General features: G+C 66.7%; 20 protein-coding genes and 3 pseudogenes. 4 read left to right on the top strand and 19 right to left on the bottom strand.

The genetic code is table 11. The features are described 5' to 3' along the window. Nucleotides 1-361: 361 nt before the first annotated feature. The 11 genes and pseudogenes from ACQ651_RS20355 to ACQ651_RS20405 all read right to left on the bottom strand — a co-directional run. A pseudogene (locus ACQ651_RS20355) lies at nt 362-508 on the bottom strand (ABC transporter permease); the annotation flags it as partial. Beyond that, nucleotides 454-1,119 (bottom strand): hypothetical protein, encoded by a 666-nt coding sequence (locus ACQ651_RS20360; protein WP_430450381.1) that lies wholly within the window; start codon nt 1,117-1,119, stop codon nt 454-456. The pseudogene ACQ651_RS20355 and the gene ACQ651_RS20360, both read right to left, overlap by 55 nt. A gap of 129 nt (nt 1,120-1,248) precedes the next feature. Further along, a complete protein-coding gene (locus tag ACQ651_RS20365) occupies nt 1,249-1,443 on the bottom strand; it encodes an ABC transporter permease subunit (RefSeq protein ID WP_430450533.1) in 195 nt (64 codons plus the stop codon). Nucleotides 1,444-1,515: 72 nt separating this feature from the next. Beyond that, a complete protein-coding gene (locus tag ACQ651_RS20370) occupies nt 1,516-1,833 on the bottom strand; it encodes an ABC transporter permease subunit (RefSeq protein WP_430450382.1) in 318 nt (105 codons plus the stop codon). Further along, entirely contained in the window at nt 1,800-2,060 is a 261-nt protein-coding gene (locus ACQ651_RS20375; protein WP_430450383.1) for a hypothetical protein, read from the bottom strand. The genes ACQ651_RS20370 and ACQ651_RS20375 overlap by 34 nt, the downstream gene beginning before the upstream one ends. 224 nt (nt 2,061-2,284) lie before the next feature. After that, a complete protein-coding gene (locus ACQ651_RS20380) occupies nt 2,285-2,500 on the bottom strand; it encodes a hypothetical protein (protein WP_430450384.1) in 216 nt (71 codons plus the stop codon). Then, nucleotides 2,497-3,036: an ATP-binding cassette domain-containing protein gene (locus ACQ651_RS20385; RefSeq protein ID WP_430450386.1), complete on the bottom strand. Its 540-nt coding sequence runs from the start codon at nt 3,034-3,036 to the stop codon at nt 2,497-2,499. The genes ACQ651_RS20380 and ACQ651_RS20385 overlap by 4 nt, the downstream gene beginning before the upstream one ends. Then, nucleotides 3,033-3,446, bottom strand: coding sequence for an oligopeptide/dipeptide ABC transporter ATP-binding protein (locus tag ACQ651_RS20390; RefSeq protein ID WP_430450387.1), 414 nt, complete (start codon nt 3,444-3,446; stop codon nt 3,033-3,035). Before ACQ651_RS20390 ends, ACQ651_RS20385 begins: the two co-directional genes overlap by 4 nt. 153 nt (nt 3,447-3,599) lie before the next feature. Beyond that, nucleotides 3,600-4,025 (bottom strand): ATP-binding cassette domain-containing protein, encoded by a 426-nt coding sequence (locus tag ACQ651_RS20395; RefSeq protein WP_430450388.1) that lies wholly within the window; start codon nt 4,023-4,025, stop codon nt 3,600-3,602. 88 nt (nt 4,026-4,113) lie between these two features. After that, nucleotides 4,114-5,228, bottom strand: a pseudogene (locus tag ACQ651_RS20400) (ABC transporter substrate-binding protein). A gap of 128 nt (nt 5,229-5,356) precedes the next feature. Continuing rightward, nucleotides 5,357-5,749: an ABC transporter substrate-binding protein gene (locus ACQ651_RS20405; protein WP_430450389.1), complete on the bottom strand. Its 393-nt coding sequence runs from the start codon at nt 5,747-5,749 to the stop codon at nt 5,357-5,359. A gap of 289 nt (nt 5,750-6,038) precedes the next feature. Between ACQ651_RS20405 and ACQ651_RS20410 the strand changes: the two genes are divergently transcribed. After that, nucleotides 6,039-6,785 carry a sugar phosphate isomerase/epimerase family protein gene (locus tag ACQ651_RS20410; protein ID WP_430450390.1) on the top strand — a complete coding sequence of 249 codons (747 nt, stop codon included), beginning with the start codon at nt 6,039-6,041 and terminating at the stop codon, nt 6,783-6,785. Nucleotides 6,786-6,845: 60 nt separating this feature from the next. Here ACQ651_RS20410 and ACQ651_RS20415 read toward each other — a convergent pair whose 3' ends face one another. From ACQ651_RS20415 to ACQ651_RS20450, 8 genes are all read right to left on the bottom strand, one after another. Next, the gene (locus tag ACQ651_RS20415; RefSeq protein WP_430450391.1) at nt 6,846-7,454 is read right to left on the bottom strand and encodes a hypothetical protein; all 609 of its coding nucleotides are present in this window, start codon (nt 7,452-7,454) and stop codon (nt 6,846-6,848) included. A 309-nt stretch (nt 7,455-7,763) separates the two neighbouring features. Beyond that, nucleotides 7,764-7,889, bottom strand: a complete 126-nt coding sequence (locus tag ACQ651_RS20420; RefSeq protein ID WP_430450392.1) for a hypothetical protein — start codon at nt 7,887-7,889, stop codon at nt 7,764-7,766. Then, complete coding sequence (locus ACQ651_RS20425) at nt 7,886-8,260, bottom strand: hypothetical protein (RefSeq protein ID WP_430450393.1); 375 nt, start codon at nt 8,258-8,260, stop codon at nt 7,886-7,888. The genes ACQ651_RS20420 and ACQ651_RS20425 overlap by 4 nt, the downstream gene beginning before the upstream one ends. 641 nt (nt 8,261-8,901) lie before the next feature. Continuing rightward, nucleotides 8,902-9,093, bottom strand: a complete 192-nt coding sequence (locus tag ACQ651_RS20430) for a hypothetical protein (protein ID WP_430450394.1) — start codon at nt 9,091-9,093, stop codon at nt 8,902-8,904. 310 nt (nt 9,094-9,403) lie between these two features. After that, nucleotides 9,404-9,607, bottom strand: a complete 204-nt coding sequence (locus tag ACQ651_RS20435) for a hypothetical protein (protein ID WP_430450395.1) — start codon at nt 9,605-9,607, stop codon at nt 9,404-9,406. Continuing rightward, entirely contained in the window at nt 9,604-10,140 is a 537-nt protein-coding gene (locus tag ACQ651_RS20440; protein ID WP_430450396.1) for an ABC transporter permease, read from the bottom strand. Before ACQ651_RS20440 ends, ACQ651_RS20435 begins: the two co-directional genes overlap by 4 nt. 254 nt (nt 10,141-10,394) lie before the next feature. Further along, nucleotides 10,395-10,703: a CBS domain-containing protein gene (locus tag ACQ651_RS20445; protein WP_430450397.1), complete on the bottom strand. Its 309-nt coding sequence runs from the start codon at nt 10,701-10,703 to the stop codon at nt 10,395-10,397. Beyond that, nucleotides 10,682-11,377 carry an SIS domain-containing protein gene (locus tag ACQ651_RS20450; protein ID WP_430450398.1) on the bottom strand — a complete coding sequence of 232 codons (696 nt, stop codon included), beginning with the start codon at nt 11,375-11,377 and terminating at the stop codon, nt 10,682-10,684. Before ACQ651_RS20450 ends, ACQ651_RS20445 begins: the two co-directional genes overlap by 22 nt. 306 nt (nt 11,378-11,683) lie before the next feature. Between ACQ651_RS20450 and ACQ651_RS20455 the strand changes: the two genes are divergently transcribed. The 3 genes and pseudogenes from ACQ651_RS20455 to ACQ651_RS20465 form a co-directional block, all read left to right on the top strand. Further along, entirely contained in the window at nt 11,684-12,007 is a 324-nt protein-coding gene (locus tag ACQ651_RS20455) for a hypothetical protein (protein WP_430450399.1), read from the top strand. 219 nt (nt 12,008-12,226) lie between these two features. Further along, a complete protein-coding gene (locus ACQ651_RS20460; RefSeq protein WP_430450400.1) occupies nt 12,227-13,177 on the top strand; it encodes an ABC transporter transmembrane domain-containing protein in 951 nt (316 codons plus the stop codon). 166 nt (nt 13,178-13,343) lie between these two features. Beyond that, nucleotides 13,344-13,472: pseudogene (locus ACQ651_RS20465) on the top strand (ATP-binding cassette domain-containing protein); the annotation flags it as partial. Between the last annotated feature and the right edge of the window lie 42 nt (nt 13,473-13,514).

A 13,514-nucleotide genomic window follows, 5' to 3' on the forward strand; every position in this document is an offset into this window, starting at 1 on the left:
TCACCGCGCTGAACGCACAACCGACAACAATGCGCCGAATGCCGTAGCTAGCAGTCAGTGTCCTTGCGGTCAAGAAAGCCCGGATGGTGAAAATCGCCGCGTGCCTTTGGAGAGGTCCGGCAAGACCCTGATAAGGCACGGACAAAACGATATGCGATGATCCCTTGCGGGTGAGGCGCGCCTGGCGCGGCGGATGGGGAGCGCCCGCCTGCAGAAACCTGGGATCAGCGCAGTGTCGGGTCGAACAGATCGCGCAGCCAGTCGCCAGCAGCGAGACGCAGAGTGTCGTCCACCACGATCGCCGCCGCCGGGGCCAGCATGATCCAGGGCGCCGACTGGATATGTCGCGGCCGTATCCCACCATCGCACCCAGGCTGGTTTCGGGCGGTTGCACGCCCAGACCCAGAAAGGACAGACCCGATTCCAGCAAGATCACCTCGGGGAAGTTCAGGGTCATCGACACCAGCAGGGTCGAGGCGATGTTGGGCAGGATATGCAGGCCGTAGATCCGCGAAGGGCCAGCCCCAAGGTCACGCGGCGGCGGCATAGCCCTGATCCTGGGCGGCGATGGCAAGGCCACGCGCGATGCGTGCGATCCGCTCCCATCCGTAGAACCCCAGCAGGATGGTGAACAGCGTCAGCGAATTGCCCAGAAAGGCCGGCACCGCCAGGGCGATGATCATGAAGGGCATGGCGTCGCGCGTCGATCACCATCAGGATCGCCTGTTCGGCGCGCCCGCGCAGGAAGGCCGCCAGAAACCCCAGCGCGACACCGATCGTGGCCGAGACCAGCGTGGCCAGAAAGGCGATGGTCAGGCTGATGCGGATCGAGGCGATCAGCCGCGACAGCACATCGCGGCCCAGCTCGTCCGTGCCCAGCGGATAGGCCCATGTGCCGCCCAGCCCCACGGGTTCGGACAGGCGCGCGGTCAGGTTCATCGCCATGTAATCGCGCGGGGCGAACAGGTGGCCAAGGCCCGCCACCGCCAGCATCAGCACGATCCAGAAGATCGCCAGCAGGATCAGCACCGGGTATTTCTGGAAAAACGCGGACAGGCGCGATTTCGTGGTGAAGACCGAGGCTGTGCCGCGCCGGGGGTCGGGTGTGGTGACGGTCATGTCGGCCCTCTTTCATTTTGCGGTGGGCTTGGCGGTTGACAGGGTGCGGATGCGCAGGCGCGGGTCGACCCAGCCGTAGGCCAGGTCGACCGGCAGCGTTGGCAGAGACCATGGTGAACCCGATCAGGATCAGGATGGTCTGCACCACGCCAGATCACGATTGGCCACCGCCCCCACCAGCAGACGGCCGAGGCCGGGCCAGGAAAAGATGCTTTCGACCACCACGGCCCCCGCCACCAGCGAGCCGACCATGAAGCCGATGATGGTCAGCACCGGAATGGCGGCATTGGGCAGGGCGTGGCGAGCACCACCGCACCAGCTCAGCCCCTTGGCCGAGGCGGTGCGATATAGGCTGGCCCAGCACCTCGAGCATGGCCGAGCGGGTAAAGCGCGCGATCACCGCTCGATCATGCCCATCGAGATCACCGGCAGGATGGCATGCGCCCATGTGCCCGACCCGCCCGAGGGCAGCCATTTCAGTTGCACCGCGAACACCATCGCCAGCACCAGACCCATGACAAAGCTGGGCACGGTAAAGCCCACCACCGACAGGGTCATGATCGCGCGGTCGATCCATGTGTTGCGGTTCAGCGCGGCGATCACCCCGGCCCCCAGCCCCAACCCCAGGTTGAACACCAGCGCGGGCAGGGTCAGCGCCAGCGTCATCGGCACGCGATCCATCACCACCTCAAGCGCGGGGCGGCCATCGCGCATCGACCGGCCCAGGTCGCCTCGAAGATGGCCGCGAATGCCTGAGGTATTGCACGACCAGCGGCTGATCCAGACCCCAGTTGCGGCGGAACGCCTCGTAGGCCTGCGGCGGCGTCGAGGCCAGGATGATCGACGGATCGCCGGTGTCCCAGGATCACGAAGGCCAGCGTGACGATCATCACCACGGTGACAAGGGCGCGGGTCAGGCGGGAGAGAGTGCAAAACAGCATCAGGCGACCTTTGGTTCGCGGCGCGCAGGGCCGGGGACAGGGCCCCGCCCGCCCCTTGCGCCAGATGGCAGGCCACGGCGCGGCCTGCGTCGCGCATCAGCGCAGGGATTTCCGTGCGGCAGCGCGCGACGGCGGCGGGGCAGCGCGGATTGTCGAGCGGCGGGACAGCGACCAGGATCGTCCGCGAAGTCGCACGCGAGCCTCGACCCGGCGCGCTGCGGCGGTTAAGGATGCGGCGCTCGAGCACCGTGACCAAGCGGCGCGCCCTCCTCGACGATGCGGCCCAGATCACCGCCACCCGGTCGGCACATCAGGCGCACCACCTTCAGGTCATGGCTGATGAACAGCGCGGCAAAGCCGGTGCGGTCGCGCAGATCGGACATCAGGTTCAGCACCTGCGCCTGCATCGAGACATCCAGCGCCGACACGCGGCTCGTCACAGACCAGAATGTCGGGGTCCAGCGGCCAGTGCGCGCGCGATCACCACGCGCTGGCGCTGCCCGCCGGACAATTCATGCGGATAGCTGTCGGCCTGATCGGGGCGCAGGCCCACCGAGGCCATCAGCGCCGCCGCCCTTTCGCGCCGCTCGGGGCGGGGCATCTCGGGGCAGTGGATGTCGAAGGGCTCGGCGATTTGCGCGGCGATGGGCAGGCGGCGGTCCAGTGCGCCCAGCGGGTCCTGATAGATCATCTGCATCCGCCGCCGCATCCGCCGCCAATCGCGCGCGGCGGTCAGTGGGCACCGGCGCGCCATCGACCGCACTTCGCCCGCGCTGGGGGCACGGCCCAGCAGCCAGCTTGCGGTGGGGACTTGCCGCAGCCGGATCGCCCACCAGCCCCAGGCACCTCGCCCCGAGCCAGGTCGAAATCCACGCCATCCACGGCCTTGAGCGTGGCAGGGCGGCCAGCAGACCACCGGGCAGGCGCACCGGGTAATGCCGCGCCAGCGCGCGGCGGACAGCAAAGGCAGGGTCATGCGCTGGTCCTTTCCAGTGTCTGCGATGCGGTTTTGAGACTGTTTTTTCCGTGCCACAGCGCCTCGATCAGGGCGCAGGCGGCGTGACGCGCGGGCGCATCCGGCAGGGCGCGCAAAGGCGGCGGGGCGGTTTCGCACACCCCGTCCACATGGGCGCAGCGCCGGGCAAAGCAGCCGGGCGGCAGCGCGTCAGGGGCGGGCACGGCGCCGGGAATGGCCATCAGCCGGGTGCGCGGGCCGTCCAGATCGGGCAGGGCGGCCAGCAGCCCGCGGGTATAAGGATGCGCGGGCGCGTCCAGCACCGTGGCAACCGCGCCCACCTCGACCACGCGGCCGCCATACATCACCGCCACCCGGTCGGCCATGTCGGCGATCACGCCCAGATCATGGGAGATCAGCGGAAGGCTCATGCCCTCGGCGCGTTTCAGCTCCGCCAGAAGTTCCAGGATCTGCGCCTGGATGGTCAGCGTCCAGCGCAGTGGTCGGCTCGTCCGCGATCAGCAGTCGGGCTCGCCCGCCAGCGCCATGGCGATCATGATGCGCTGGTTCATGCCGCCCGACATTCATGCGGGTACTGCCGGCCGGGTCGGGGCGAGGCCTACCCGGCCATCAGCGGCGCGCCTCGGCCCGTGCGGCGCCGCCGCGCAATCCGCGATGCAGCGCGGCGCCTCGCCGATCTGGCGGCCCACGCCGAGAACATCGCCAACCGCATTTCCAACGGCAGCGCCACGCGCCCGCCGCGCACCTGTGGACAGCGCGCGCGGGGCCATGCCCAGCAGGTCGTCGCCGTCAAACAGCACCTGGCCCGACACGCGCGCGCCGCCGCCCAGCAGGCCAAGGGCGGCCAGCCATGTGATCGACTTGCCGCAACCGGATTCGCCCACCACGCCCAGCGTCTCGCCGCGGCGGATCTCCATGTCGATCCCGTGCAGCGCGCGCACGAACTGCGGGCCGGTGTCGAAATCCACGGTCAGGCCGCGCACTTGCATTGGGGGGGATCATTTCTGGCTCCGGTTGGGGAAAGTCGAAAAAGGAAAACCGGGCCGCGCGGGGCGGCCGGTTCGGAGTGGGATGCGGTTACTGCATGCCCTTGACGCGGAAGTTCTCGGCGCGGAAGTCCATCGACTGCAGGCCCGACCATTCCCATTCGATATCCTGGCGCTTGCCATAGAAGATCGCGTTCTGGTGCAGCACGGTGTAACCGGGGTCTTCGCGTTCGATGATTTCCAGCATCCGGGCAAAGGCGGCCTTGCGTGCGTCCTGGTCCATCGAGCGTTCCAGGATCAGGCAGTTCTCGTTGAACTCGGCATTGGTCCATTCGCCGGTCTGCTGCTGGCTGCCGTTCTGGCAGTGCTGGTTCACGATGGACGACACCGGATCGGGAAAGGGGGCCGAGTTCGACCAGTCGCGGATCGCGCGCTTGCCATCGCTGGGATCGGTGATCTGCTGCCAGTTTTCCTTCATCTGGAAGTCGATGTTCAGGCCGATCTGGCGCAGGCTTTCGGCGCTGATCTGCGCGGTCGAGACCTGGTTGGTGTAATAGTTGTTCAGCACGCGCATCTGGATCGGCTCGCCGTCATACCCGGCCTCGGCCAGCAGTTCCTTGGCCAGGTCGGGGTTGTATTCGGGCACGTCCCAGCCATCGACGAACATGTCGCCGTAGTATTCACTGCAATCCGGCGGGCACGCGGGTGCGACCGTCCCAGAGGGTCTCGACGATGGTCTCCCGGTCGATCGCATGGGTCATTGCCTGGCGGATCTTGGCGTTCTGCATCGGGCCGTTGTTCTTGTCGAACACCATCAGGCGGTGGTTGGTGATCGGGCCACGCGACGTGGAACCCGGCCTCGCGTTCGATCAGGTCGATCTGGTCCGGGGGCACATCGGTGATGAAGTCGTATTCACCCGACAGCAGGCCGTTCACGCGGCTGGCCACCTCGGGCACCACCAGGAATGTCAGCTTCTTGATCGGCGGGGTGCCGCCCCAATAGTCGTCATGGGCCTCAAGTTCCAGGATGGTGTCATCCTCGAAGCGCACAACCTTGTAGGGGCCGGTGCCGACGGGTTTCTGCGCATGGGCCAGCCAGCTTTCGGCGGCGCCGTAGCCTTGCTGCGAATAGATTTCCGAGCCATTGCGCGAAATGCGTCCGATCAGCGTGGGATCGGGCTGCGTGGTGATGAACCGCACGGTCATGTCATCGACCTTCTCCACATGGATACCAGCGCGGTTGGGGACCGCTCAGCGTGAGAGCGCACGGTCAGATCGTCGATCTTCTCCACGGTGGCGACCTGCTGCGCGCATCGTGGCCGCTTCCCGCTCGCTCAGCTACCTCGTTCTCCAGAACCATGCCGGACGGTGAACACCACGTCATCGGCATCCAGCGTGTCGCCGTTGTGAAACACCACGCCCTCGCGCAGGGTCAGTTCCACGGTCAGGTCGTCCACCTGGCGCCAGTCGGTCGCCAGCATCGGTTTCTGCGGCAGGTCCGAGTTCTGGCGTTCGAAATCGATCAGGGATTCAAAGATCGAATAGAACACCCGCGCGCCCACGTTCGAGCGTTCGCGCATCACGTCCAGCGCACCGGAGGTGACTATATCCTGCACCGCCACGGTGATTTCGGGGCGATCATCGGACAGCGCGGGCAGCGGCAGCGCCAGTGTGGCGGCCAGCAGGGCTGCGCCGGGCGCCTTGGTGAGTGTCGAAAAGACTTTCATGGGGTCCTCATGGGTGAAGCAAAGACATGCGGCACGCTAGGGCCGGGGCGTGACGGCGCGGCAACGCGCGGATGACACCTGGATCAAGGCTTGGTAGGCACCTGTGTGTGCGGCAGCGGCGCGGGCCTGTCGCTTGCCAGCACCACCCGACTGTCATGCGGGCTGTTGCGGGGCTGTTACCGCGCGCGCCTGGCGCAGCGCATCGCCATCCGAAAGGACGAGGACCGCATGAGTGCTGATCTTCCCGTGATCGGAGACCTGCCTGCCGGTCGGGCGCTGGCGCAGTATCGTGACTGGCTGTTCCAGGCCGACCGCGACATCGAGTGCGCAAAGTTTCTTCTTTGCCGAAACGCTGGACAGCGACTGGCAACCGGCCGACGAGGCGCGTCGCCAGCTGGACGGTCTGGGCGGATCGGCGTTAGGCCATTTTGAGAACTACCATCCATTCGATGGACCCGGCCATTCTGCGCGGCGGTGGGGTACGCATGATGCAGAGCTGGATGTCGCAGCGCGCCATCGGCGCGGACCAGATGATCCGTTAACCTATACCACATGGGATTACAGCAACCTCGATAACATCCCCGGATCGCGCGCCAAGGTGATCGAGTTCACCCGTGACATGGCCGCGGTGGTCAAGCGGGCCGAGGATCAGGGCGTGACCCTGGTGATCGAGAACATCATGGACATCGGCCCCGCCGAGCGCTCCGCGCGCTGGCCGGCGGCGCTGGATCCGGAGCGTGTGAAGCTGTCGGTCGATGCCGGCCACGCGCATTACGCCCATGGCTCGACCGGGGCACCGCCGGTGGATTACTTCATCCAGGACGCGGGCGCGCAGCTGGAACATGTGCATCTGCAGGACGCCGATGGCTATGCCGACCGGCACTGGAGCCTGGGCGAGGGCACGATCCTGTGGGACGCGGTGTTCCGCGCCATCGCCGCGCTGGAGCACAGCCCGCGGCGGGTGCTGGAACTGCGCGACAAGACCCGCATCCCGCGCGCGATGGCCTATCTGGCGGACCGGGGCCTGGCCCGCTGAGCCGGGCGCGCCGACGCGTAAAGAACAGGCTCTGTGCGGCTTGTCAGAGCCTGTTTTATGTCAGGCCACGCCGGTCTGATCCTCCAGCGGCATGAACAGCTCAAACCAGATGCGCAGCCCGTCAAGCCAGGCCCGCGCGCTCGTGCCGAAAGGCGCGCAGGCGTGACACAGGGTACCCATGCCCATCGCATAGGCGCGGCGTTCGCCGCAGTCAATGTTGGGCGAACAGCATTTGCCGTCATTCTGTGTCGCATCGGCGGCGTAATGGCGATGGGTGTCCGACAGCCGGTTGCCGCAATCCACCGCGACGCCCTGCGCGTCCAGCTGCCACAGCCGGTCGGCGGGCTGGGTGATCCAGTCGTTGTAATGCAGGCTGTAGCGCACGGTTTCGGGAAACCGCGCCATCGCGGTGACGATCCGCGCCCGGGCGGCGGCAAATTCGGCGGGCCCCATGCGCAGGTCGTCATCCAGCCGCATGTAATCGCCCGCATCCGCCGGGCCCACCTGATCCGTGGCCTGATCGCGGCCCTGATACAGGTCGGTGGGTGAAAAATAACTGTAGGTCAGCCGCGCGCCATGTTCGGCGCAGAGCTGCGCCACCGGCACGATCTCGTGGATATTGGCGGCGGTGATGACCGAGGGTGAACACCGCCCGCGGGTCGCGCGCATAAAGCCGCAGCGCCTTGGCCGTCACATCCGCCTTGCGCAGGTTGGGTCGGGTCATCGCCCAACCCCAGGCGAGGACATGGATGCGATAGCCGATGTCGAGGTCGATCCGCCGCGTGCCGTAGATCACCCCGGCCTTGATGTGATCCCAGGCCGCGCAGCCAGGCGGGCACCATCGATGGCTCGGCCTGCCGACCTGGGCGTAATTCACCCCGCGCGGCCTCGGCTGAAACAGTCGCGCCCAGTCGGCATCGCGGCCCTGCGGGATGTCCGCCACGTCAACGCGGAGCAAGAACAGGCAGCCCTCGCAGGTCAGGTTGCAGGTGGCCGATATGTCGTAGGCTGCCCCTGGAACCGTCCGATGCGGCGCTGCATCGCGCGCAGGTCGGACGGGGCGGGGCGGCTGTCGGCATGGGCGGCGGTGTCGGTATCCTTCATGGGTGAACCTTTGATTGTGGATCGCAAAGGCGTTCCAGCGCGGTCATGTCGCCTGCCAGAACGGCGGGCATCAGCCCGGCGTCGCACAGGAATTTCTGGGTCGAGTGGCGGGCCAGCCCGGCAATCGGATACAGCCGTACGCTCGGCGCGCCGCGCAGTTGCTCGGCCTGGGCGCGGTCCTCGGGGTTGTCGGTGCCATAGACCATGTCGATCCGGGGCGGTGCGGCGCTGGCCTCAAGACGCGGGCGCACACGGGCCAGGTCGGGCGGCATGGCCTTTTCCAGCCGGTAGAGCAGCGCACGCGCGCGCCGGTCGCCGGTGGTGTCCAGAAAGGCGCGGTCAACGGTGGTGACACCCGACAGGCGCAGCACCCGGTCAGCACCCAGCAGCCGGTGCCGTAATGCCGGGCTCGAACCCGCCCGCAGGTGACGCAGCGTAGTCCAGGCTGGCAGCGCGGGCCGAAGCCCCCGATCAGCCGCTGCACGCCCTGTGCGGCGCTGTCGAAGTCATCGCCCAGCCCGGCAATCCCGGTGGTGAACAGCAGTCGCGTGGGGTCGGTCAGGTAGATCGCGGAATAGCCCGCCCCGACATAGGAACCTCGAGGTCACCGGCCCGCGGTTGAAGCCGCGTACGATGCCGTTGAAATGCACCAGAACATCGCCGGTGCCGGTGTTTTCCGTCACGATGGGCGCATCCTCGCCATCGGGTTGCGCCCCCATCCAGACCACCGGGCGGGTGAATTTTCCAGGTCGATATCGGCAGGCAGCCGACCGTCGTCCTCCTGGCTTTCGGGGTGTAACAGGGTCTTCATGGTGCGCAGTTCGGGGCTATCGGGAAATTGCTCTTGTGCCTGCGCCAGCAGTCGTGCGACCGCGCCATCGGCCGCCCCGCGTTCCTGCGCCAGACGTTGGATGCCAAGGATGTGGCCGGCATGCGTGCCGGGGGCGAAGATGCGCGCGCAACCCGTCCTCCAGCGCCTTGGCAGGCAGACGTGCTGCGGCCGCGGTGTATTTCACGGCGATGGCCCTGCATGATCGGGGATCAACGCCAGCGCGGCATCGGCGAACCGCTCGGCCTCTTGCGGGTGGCCCTGGTCCAGCGCGGCCAGCGCCAGCGCGACATACCCGGCCTGTGTCGGGGCCTCGCCGCGTGCCAGCCCGGCCGTGCCGGTGGTATAGGCGCGCGCGGTCTGGCCCAGTCCCATCAGGCAGCGCAGTTCGATATCGAGACAGGCCCTGGATCAGCCCCGGCGGTGCGTGCGTGAGCTGCCGCGTCAAGCGCGCGGTCATGGGTGCCCTCGGCCAGGGCCTGGCGGGCGGGGCGCAAGGGGGCTGGTGGGGCCTGTCCATCGTCGTTGCATCTCTGGACATGTTGGTCGTTCCTTCCTTGTCGTCTGCCGCGACACAGGCGCGGCATGTCTGCGGCCCCCGAGGTGGAGGGCGCCTGACCCGCGATACCCTGCGGGCAAACCGCTCGACACGAAGATCGTGGATGGATGCTGGCCCCTTCGGGGTTCAGCGCTCCATCAGGTCACGGTAATAGCTGCGCAACAGCAAGAGCCCCGCCACCGCACATACCAGTGCCACGCCATAGGCGTACACCGGGTCAACATACGCGCCCACATAGCTGTAGTAGACAGCGCGCCGCGCTTCGCCGACCACATGCACCAGCGGGTTCCATTCCAGCCAGCCGCGATAGGGCTCGGGGATGCGACTCATGCAGGAAGATAACACCTGAAATCAGTATAAGTGGCCGGGTGAGCACCGACCAGACGGTCTGCCACAGCGCGTGGCGCGACACCATCAGGCAGTTCAGAACGCCGATCCCGAATCCCAGCGCCGCCGACATGGCATAGGCATTCAGAAGCGTGCCGATCCGCAGCACCGTCCGGGTTTCGTATATCGTCAGCACGAAGGTGAAGATCAGCGCGCCGACCACCAACTGTGTCAGCACACTGAGGACGAACCGCGCCAGCAGTGCGTCGACGAAGGTCACCCGCGGATAGGCCAGCAGTTGTTTCGAATAGTTGATCGCCTGCTGCACCTTCATCGCCGCTATAGGCCAGAAACGGGATCATCCCCGTGGCGTAGAACATCGCAAAATTCGAACCCATCGGCGGCGCTTCGAACGCGACCGAAAAGACCAGAACCAGAAGGCCGATACCCGCTGCGGGCTCCAGCACCGCCCAGATATACCCCCCCGGAGACCTGCCATAGGTAACGCTCATCTCGCGCAGGATCAGCGCCGCCACCGCGCGCGCCGTCGCGCCGGAAATGCGCGCTCACAGGGGCCAGTTTCTGCGCGGGATCGGTGTCGGAGGTCATCGGTTCGCGGCCTGTCGGTCGTCTGTTGGGGCGTCTGTGGGTCTTGGGCCGCACCAGCGCGGATGGGTAAGGAAGGCCACAGGAGGATCACGAAAGGATCGCGGCGGGGGCACAGACGGGGCAAGATGTGCCAGGCCGCATACCCGGACGTTTGCGGGATCCATCTTTCGCATGCGAAAGGTCAGATCACCCCGGCACGCAGGCAGTCGCAGACATGCAGCAGCCCCACCGGGCGGCGGGCGTCATCCACCGCCAGCAGGACCGAGATCTTGCGCTCGTTCATCACCGCCAGCGCCTGGGCGGCCAGCATGTCGGGCGTCACCGTCACCGGGTCGCGGGTGGCGATCTGGCCTGCAGTGCGCGCCAGCAGGTCGGCCATGTTGCGCCGCAGGTCGCCGTCGGTGACGATGCCTGCCAGCGTGCCCGCCGTATCCGTCACCGCCACGATGCCAAATCCCTTGGCCGACATCACCAACAGCGCCTCGGACATCGGCGGTCCACGCCCACCAGAGGCAGGCTGTCGGCCCCGTGCATCAGGTCGGACACCCGGCGCATCCGCGCGCCCAGCTTGCCGCCGGGGTGGAAAGCCTCGGAAATCCTCGGCCCGGAAGCCCTGCGCGCCTCCAGCAGCGCGATCGCCAGCGCATCGCCCAGCGCGAGCTGCATGGTGGTCGAGGTGGTGGGCGCGAGCTTGTTCGGGCAGGCCTCTTCCGCGCGCGGCAGGACGAGGGCGATGTCGGCGGCGGCGCCGAGCGCGCTGTTGGCTTCCGCGGTCATGGCGACGAGCGGGATGCGCGAAACCGTTGCGCGTGTAGGCGATGATGCTGGCCCAGCTCGGCGCGTTTCGCCCGACCTGGAGAGCAGCCAGGCTGACGTCGCCGGCCGGCGATCATGCCGAGGTCGCCGTGCGCTGGCCTCGGCCGGGATGGACGATACTGGGCGGGCGTGCCGGTCGAGGCGAGCGTCGCCGCCATCTTGTGACGCGACATGGCCGGACTTGCCCATGCCCGACACGATCACCCGGCCCTGCAGGCCCAGGATGGCGGCGGCGGCGGGGGCGAAATCGGCCGGTATGTGATCGGCTAGCCGGGTCAGGCCCTGCGCCTCAAGCCGCAGCACCCGCGCGGCGGTATCTGCTGCGGTGTCGGTATCGGTTTCGGTCACTGGTATGCCTTCTGGATATCTGCCGGGGTGGTGTGCCATCAATCAAGGGGCAGGGCAATCGCGAGGGTCAGCCTCGGCATCCGCGCGTTGATCACCAGTTCCGCAAGCGCTGCCTGTTTTGCCGTCGATCCCCGCGCCAAGGACAGGGCGCAAAAGCAGATCCTGCATTTGCTTTGACTTTTTCCTGAGATACCGATCTCGATATCCGAGAAGTGATTTGAGTCAACATTTTAACGAGGTGCGCCATGAGAAGCTGGCTTGGTGGACGGTTTGCGTCTGGCAAACTGCGGTTTTCTTGCAGGCAGATTGTCCATACTGGATGAGAATGGCGGTCTTGCCGGATGCGTGGATCGGGCCGGGTTCAACGGAAAGGCCTTTGAAGTCGAGGGGTGGATCAACGCCAGTGCCATCACGCTGTATGTCGGCGGTCAGCAGGCGACGACAAGCCCGGAGTTTTCCCGCGCGGATGTGGCGCAGGCGCATGGTCTTGGCGAGAACCTGGGTTTTTTCATCAAGGTTCCCACGACAGTGCGGGAAATGGAGACCGGCGCCGCCCCCGGCATCACCGCCCGGACCGAACCCGGTGCCGTGGCGATCCCGCCCCTGAGCCTGCCAATCTCGAGAGGCTGAGCCCGCCGGGCCATGAAGCCGGTGCGGTCGTGCGATCGGGCTGCCTGAATTCCTTGCAATGCGCGGTGAGTTTGCAAACTGCAATCGCATGGAGTTCTTTTCATCCATGCCCCGCCCTTTACAGTGTGGTGGCATTTGCGTACTCCGATCACACGCGATTTGATTGCCCAGTTTACTTGTAAATGCAGATCTTTCACCGGCTTTTTCGAACGGTTTCACATGATTGACTTCGAAACATGGAAAAAGGCCTGGGCGTTGCTGGACGGGCAAGAGCGGCGCAATGCCTGGATCACCCTGGGCGTCATCGTTGTGGGGGCGTTTTCGGCGGTGTCATGGTCGGCTCGATCATGCCGTTCCTGGCCGTGCTGGCCGATCCCGATCGTGATCCGCAGCGTTTCTGCCCCGTCCTGGGCCTATGAGTGGTTCGGCTTTACCAGCGATTACGCCTTTCTGGTCGTGCTGGGGCTGGTGTCGTTCGGGGTGATCCTGGCGGCCAATGGCATCCAGATCGCCAAGACATGGGTGGTGGCCCGCTATACGCTGATGCGCACCCATTCCATCAGTTACCGGCTGATGGTGGCCTATCTGCGCCAGCCTTGCGAATTCTTCCTCAACCGGCATTCCGGCGAAATGGGCACGCGTATCCTGTCCGAGGCGGGCAGCGCGGTGCAGCAGTTCCTGCGCCCCGCCGCCGACCTGATCGCATCCGCCTTGACCGTGCTGGCGCTGCTGGGCTTCCTGATCTGGATCGAGCCGGTGATCGCAATCGTGGCGCTGGCGCTGCTGGGCGGCATCTACGGCGCGATCTTTGCCTTCAGCCGCCGCTTGCTGGGCCGTCTGGGTCGGGTGCGGGTCGAGGCCAACAGTGCGCGGTTCCGGCATCGCCAACGAGGCGCTGGGGGCATCAAGGATATCAAGCTGCTGGGCCGCGAAGGCGCCTATGCCGCGCGCTTTGCCGTGCCCTCGCAGCGCATGGCGCGCACGCAGGTCACGGTGCAGGTGATCGCCCAGGTGCCGCAATCCGCGCTGCAGGCGGTGGCGTTCGGCGGCATCATCCTGCTGTGCCTGGCGCTGCTCGATCCTGCGCGGCTGGCCGGATGGCTCGGGGGCGGCGTTGGGGGATATCCTGCCCACGCTGGGGGTGTTCGCCTTTTGCCGGGCAGCGGTTGATGCCGGAACTGTCCAAGCTCCTACCGCGCGCTGGCCACGCTGCAGCGCGGCGCCGCGGCGGTGGATATCGTGCACGAGGACCTGGTGCAGAAGGCGGGTGCCTAGCCACCCGCCGCGTGATCTGCCCAAGGGGTTGGGGCTGACCCGCGGGCTGCAACTCGACGCGGTGTTCTATCGCTATCCCAACGCCGAGGCGGCGGGGCTGCGCGACATCACGCTGGACATCCGGGCGGGCGAAAAGATCGGCATCGTGGGCAGCACCGGGGCGGGCAAGACCACGCTGGCCGATGTGGTGCTGGGGCTGCTGGCGCCCACGGCAGGGCGCGCTGCGGGTCGA

The sequence above is a fragment of the Rhodophyticola sp. genome (genome assembly GCF_965284195.1).
Taxonomy (GTDB): domain Bacteria; phylum Pseudomonadota; class Alphaproteobacteria; order Rhodobacterales; family Rhodobacteraceae; genus Rhodophyticola.

Coding starts and splice junctions, on each gene's coding strand:
- ACQ651_RS20420 (WP_430450392.1), bottom strand. CDS start 7,889: ATGAAGGATACCGACACCGCCGCCCATGCCGACAGCCGCCCCGCCCCG.
- ACQ651_RS20395 (WP_430450388.1), bottom strand. CDS start 4,025: ATGCAAGTGCGCGGCCTGACCGTGGATTTCGACACCGGCCCGCAGTTC.
- ACQ651_RS20405 (WP_430450389.1), bottom strand. CDS start 5,749: ATGAAAGTCTTTTCGACACTCACCAAGGCGCCCGGCGCAGCCCTGCTG.
- ACQ651_RS20360 (WP_430450381.1), bottom strand. CDS start 1,119: ATGACCGTCACCACACCCGACCCCCGGCGCGGCACAGCCTCGGTCTTC.
- ACQ651_RS20375 (WP_430450383.1), bottom strand. CDS start 2,060: ATGCTGTTTTGCACTCTCTCCCGCCTGACCCGCGCCCTTGTCACCGTG.
- ACQ651_RS20435 (WP_430450395.1), bottom strand. CDS start 9,607: ATGAGTCGCATCCCCGAGCCCTATCGCGGCTGGCTGGAATGGAACCCG.
- ACQ651_RS20460 (WP_430450400.1), top strand. CDS start 12,227: ATGATTGACTTCGAAACATGGAAAAAGGCCTGGGCGTTGCTGGACGGG.
- ACQ651_RS20370 (WP_430450382.1), bottom strand. CDS start 1,833: ATGCGCGATGGCCGCCCCGCGCTTGAGGTGGTGATGGATCGCGTGCCG.
- ACQ651_RS20390 (WP_430450387.1), bottom strand. CDS start 3,446: ATGAGCCTTCCGCTGATCTCCCATGATCTGGGCGTGATCGCCGACATG.
- ACQ651_RS20430 (WP_430450394.1), bottom strand. CDS start 9,093: ATGGGACTGGGCCAGACCGCGCGCGCCTATACCACCGGCACGGCCGGG.
- ACQ651_RS20445 (WP_430450397.1), bottom strand. CDS start 10,703: ATGTCCGAGGCGCTGTTGGTGATGTCGGCCAAGGGATTTGGCATCGTG.
- ACQ651_RS20415 (WP_430450391.1), bottom strand. CDS start 7,454: ATGCGCGCGACCCGCGGGCGGTGTTCACCCTCGGTCATCACCGCCGCC.
- ACQ651_RS20385 (WP_430450386.1), bottom strand. CDS start 3,036: ATGACCCTGCCTTTGCTGTCCGCCGCGCGCTGGCGCGGCATTACCCGG.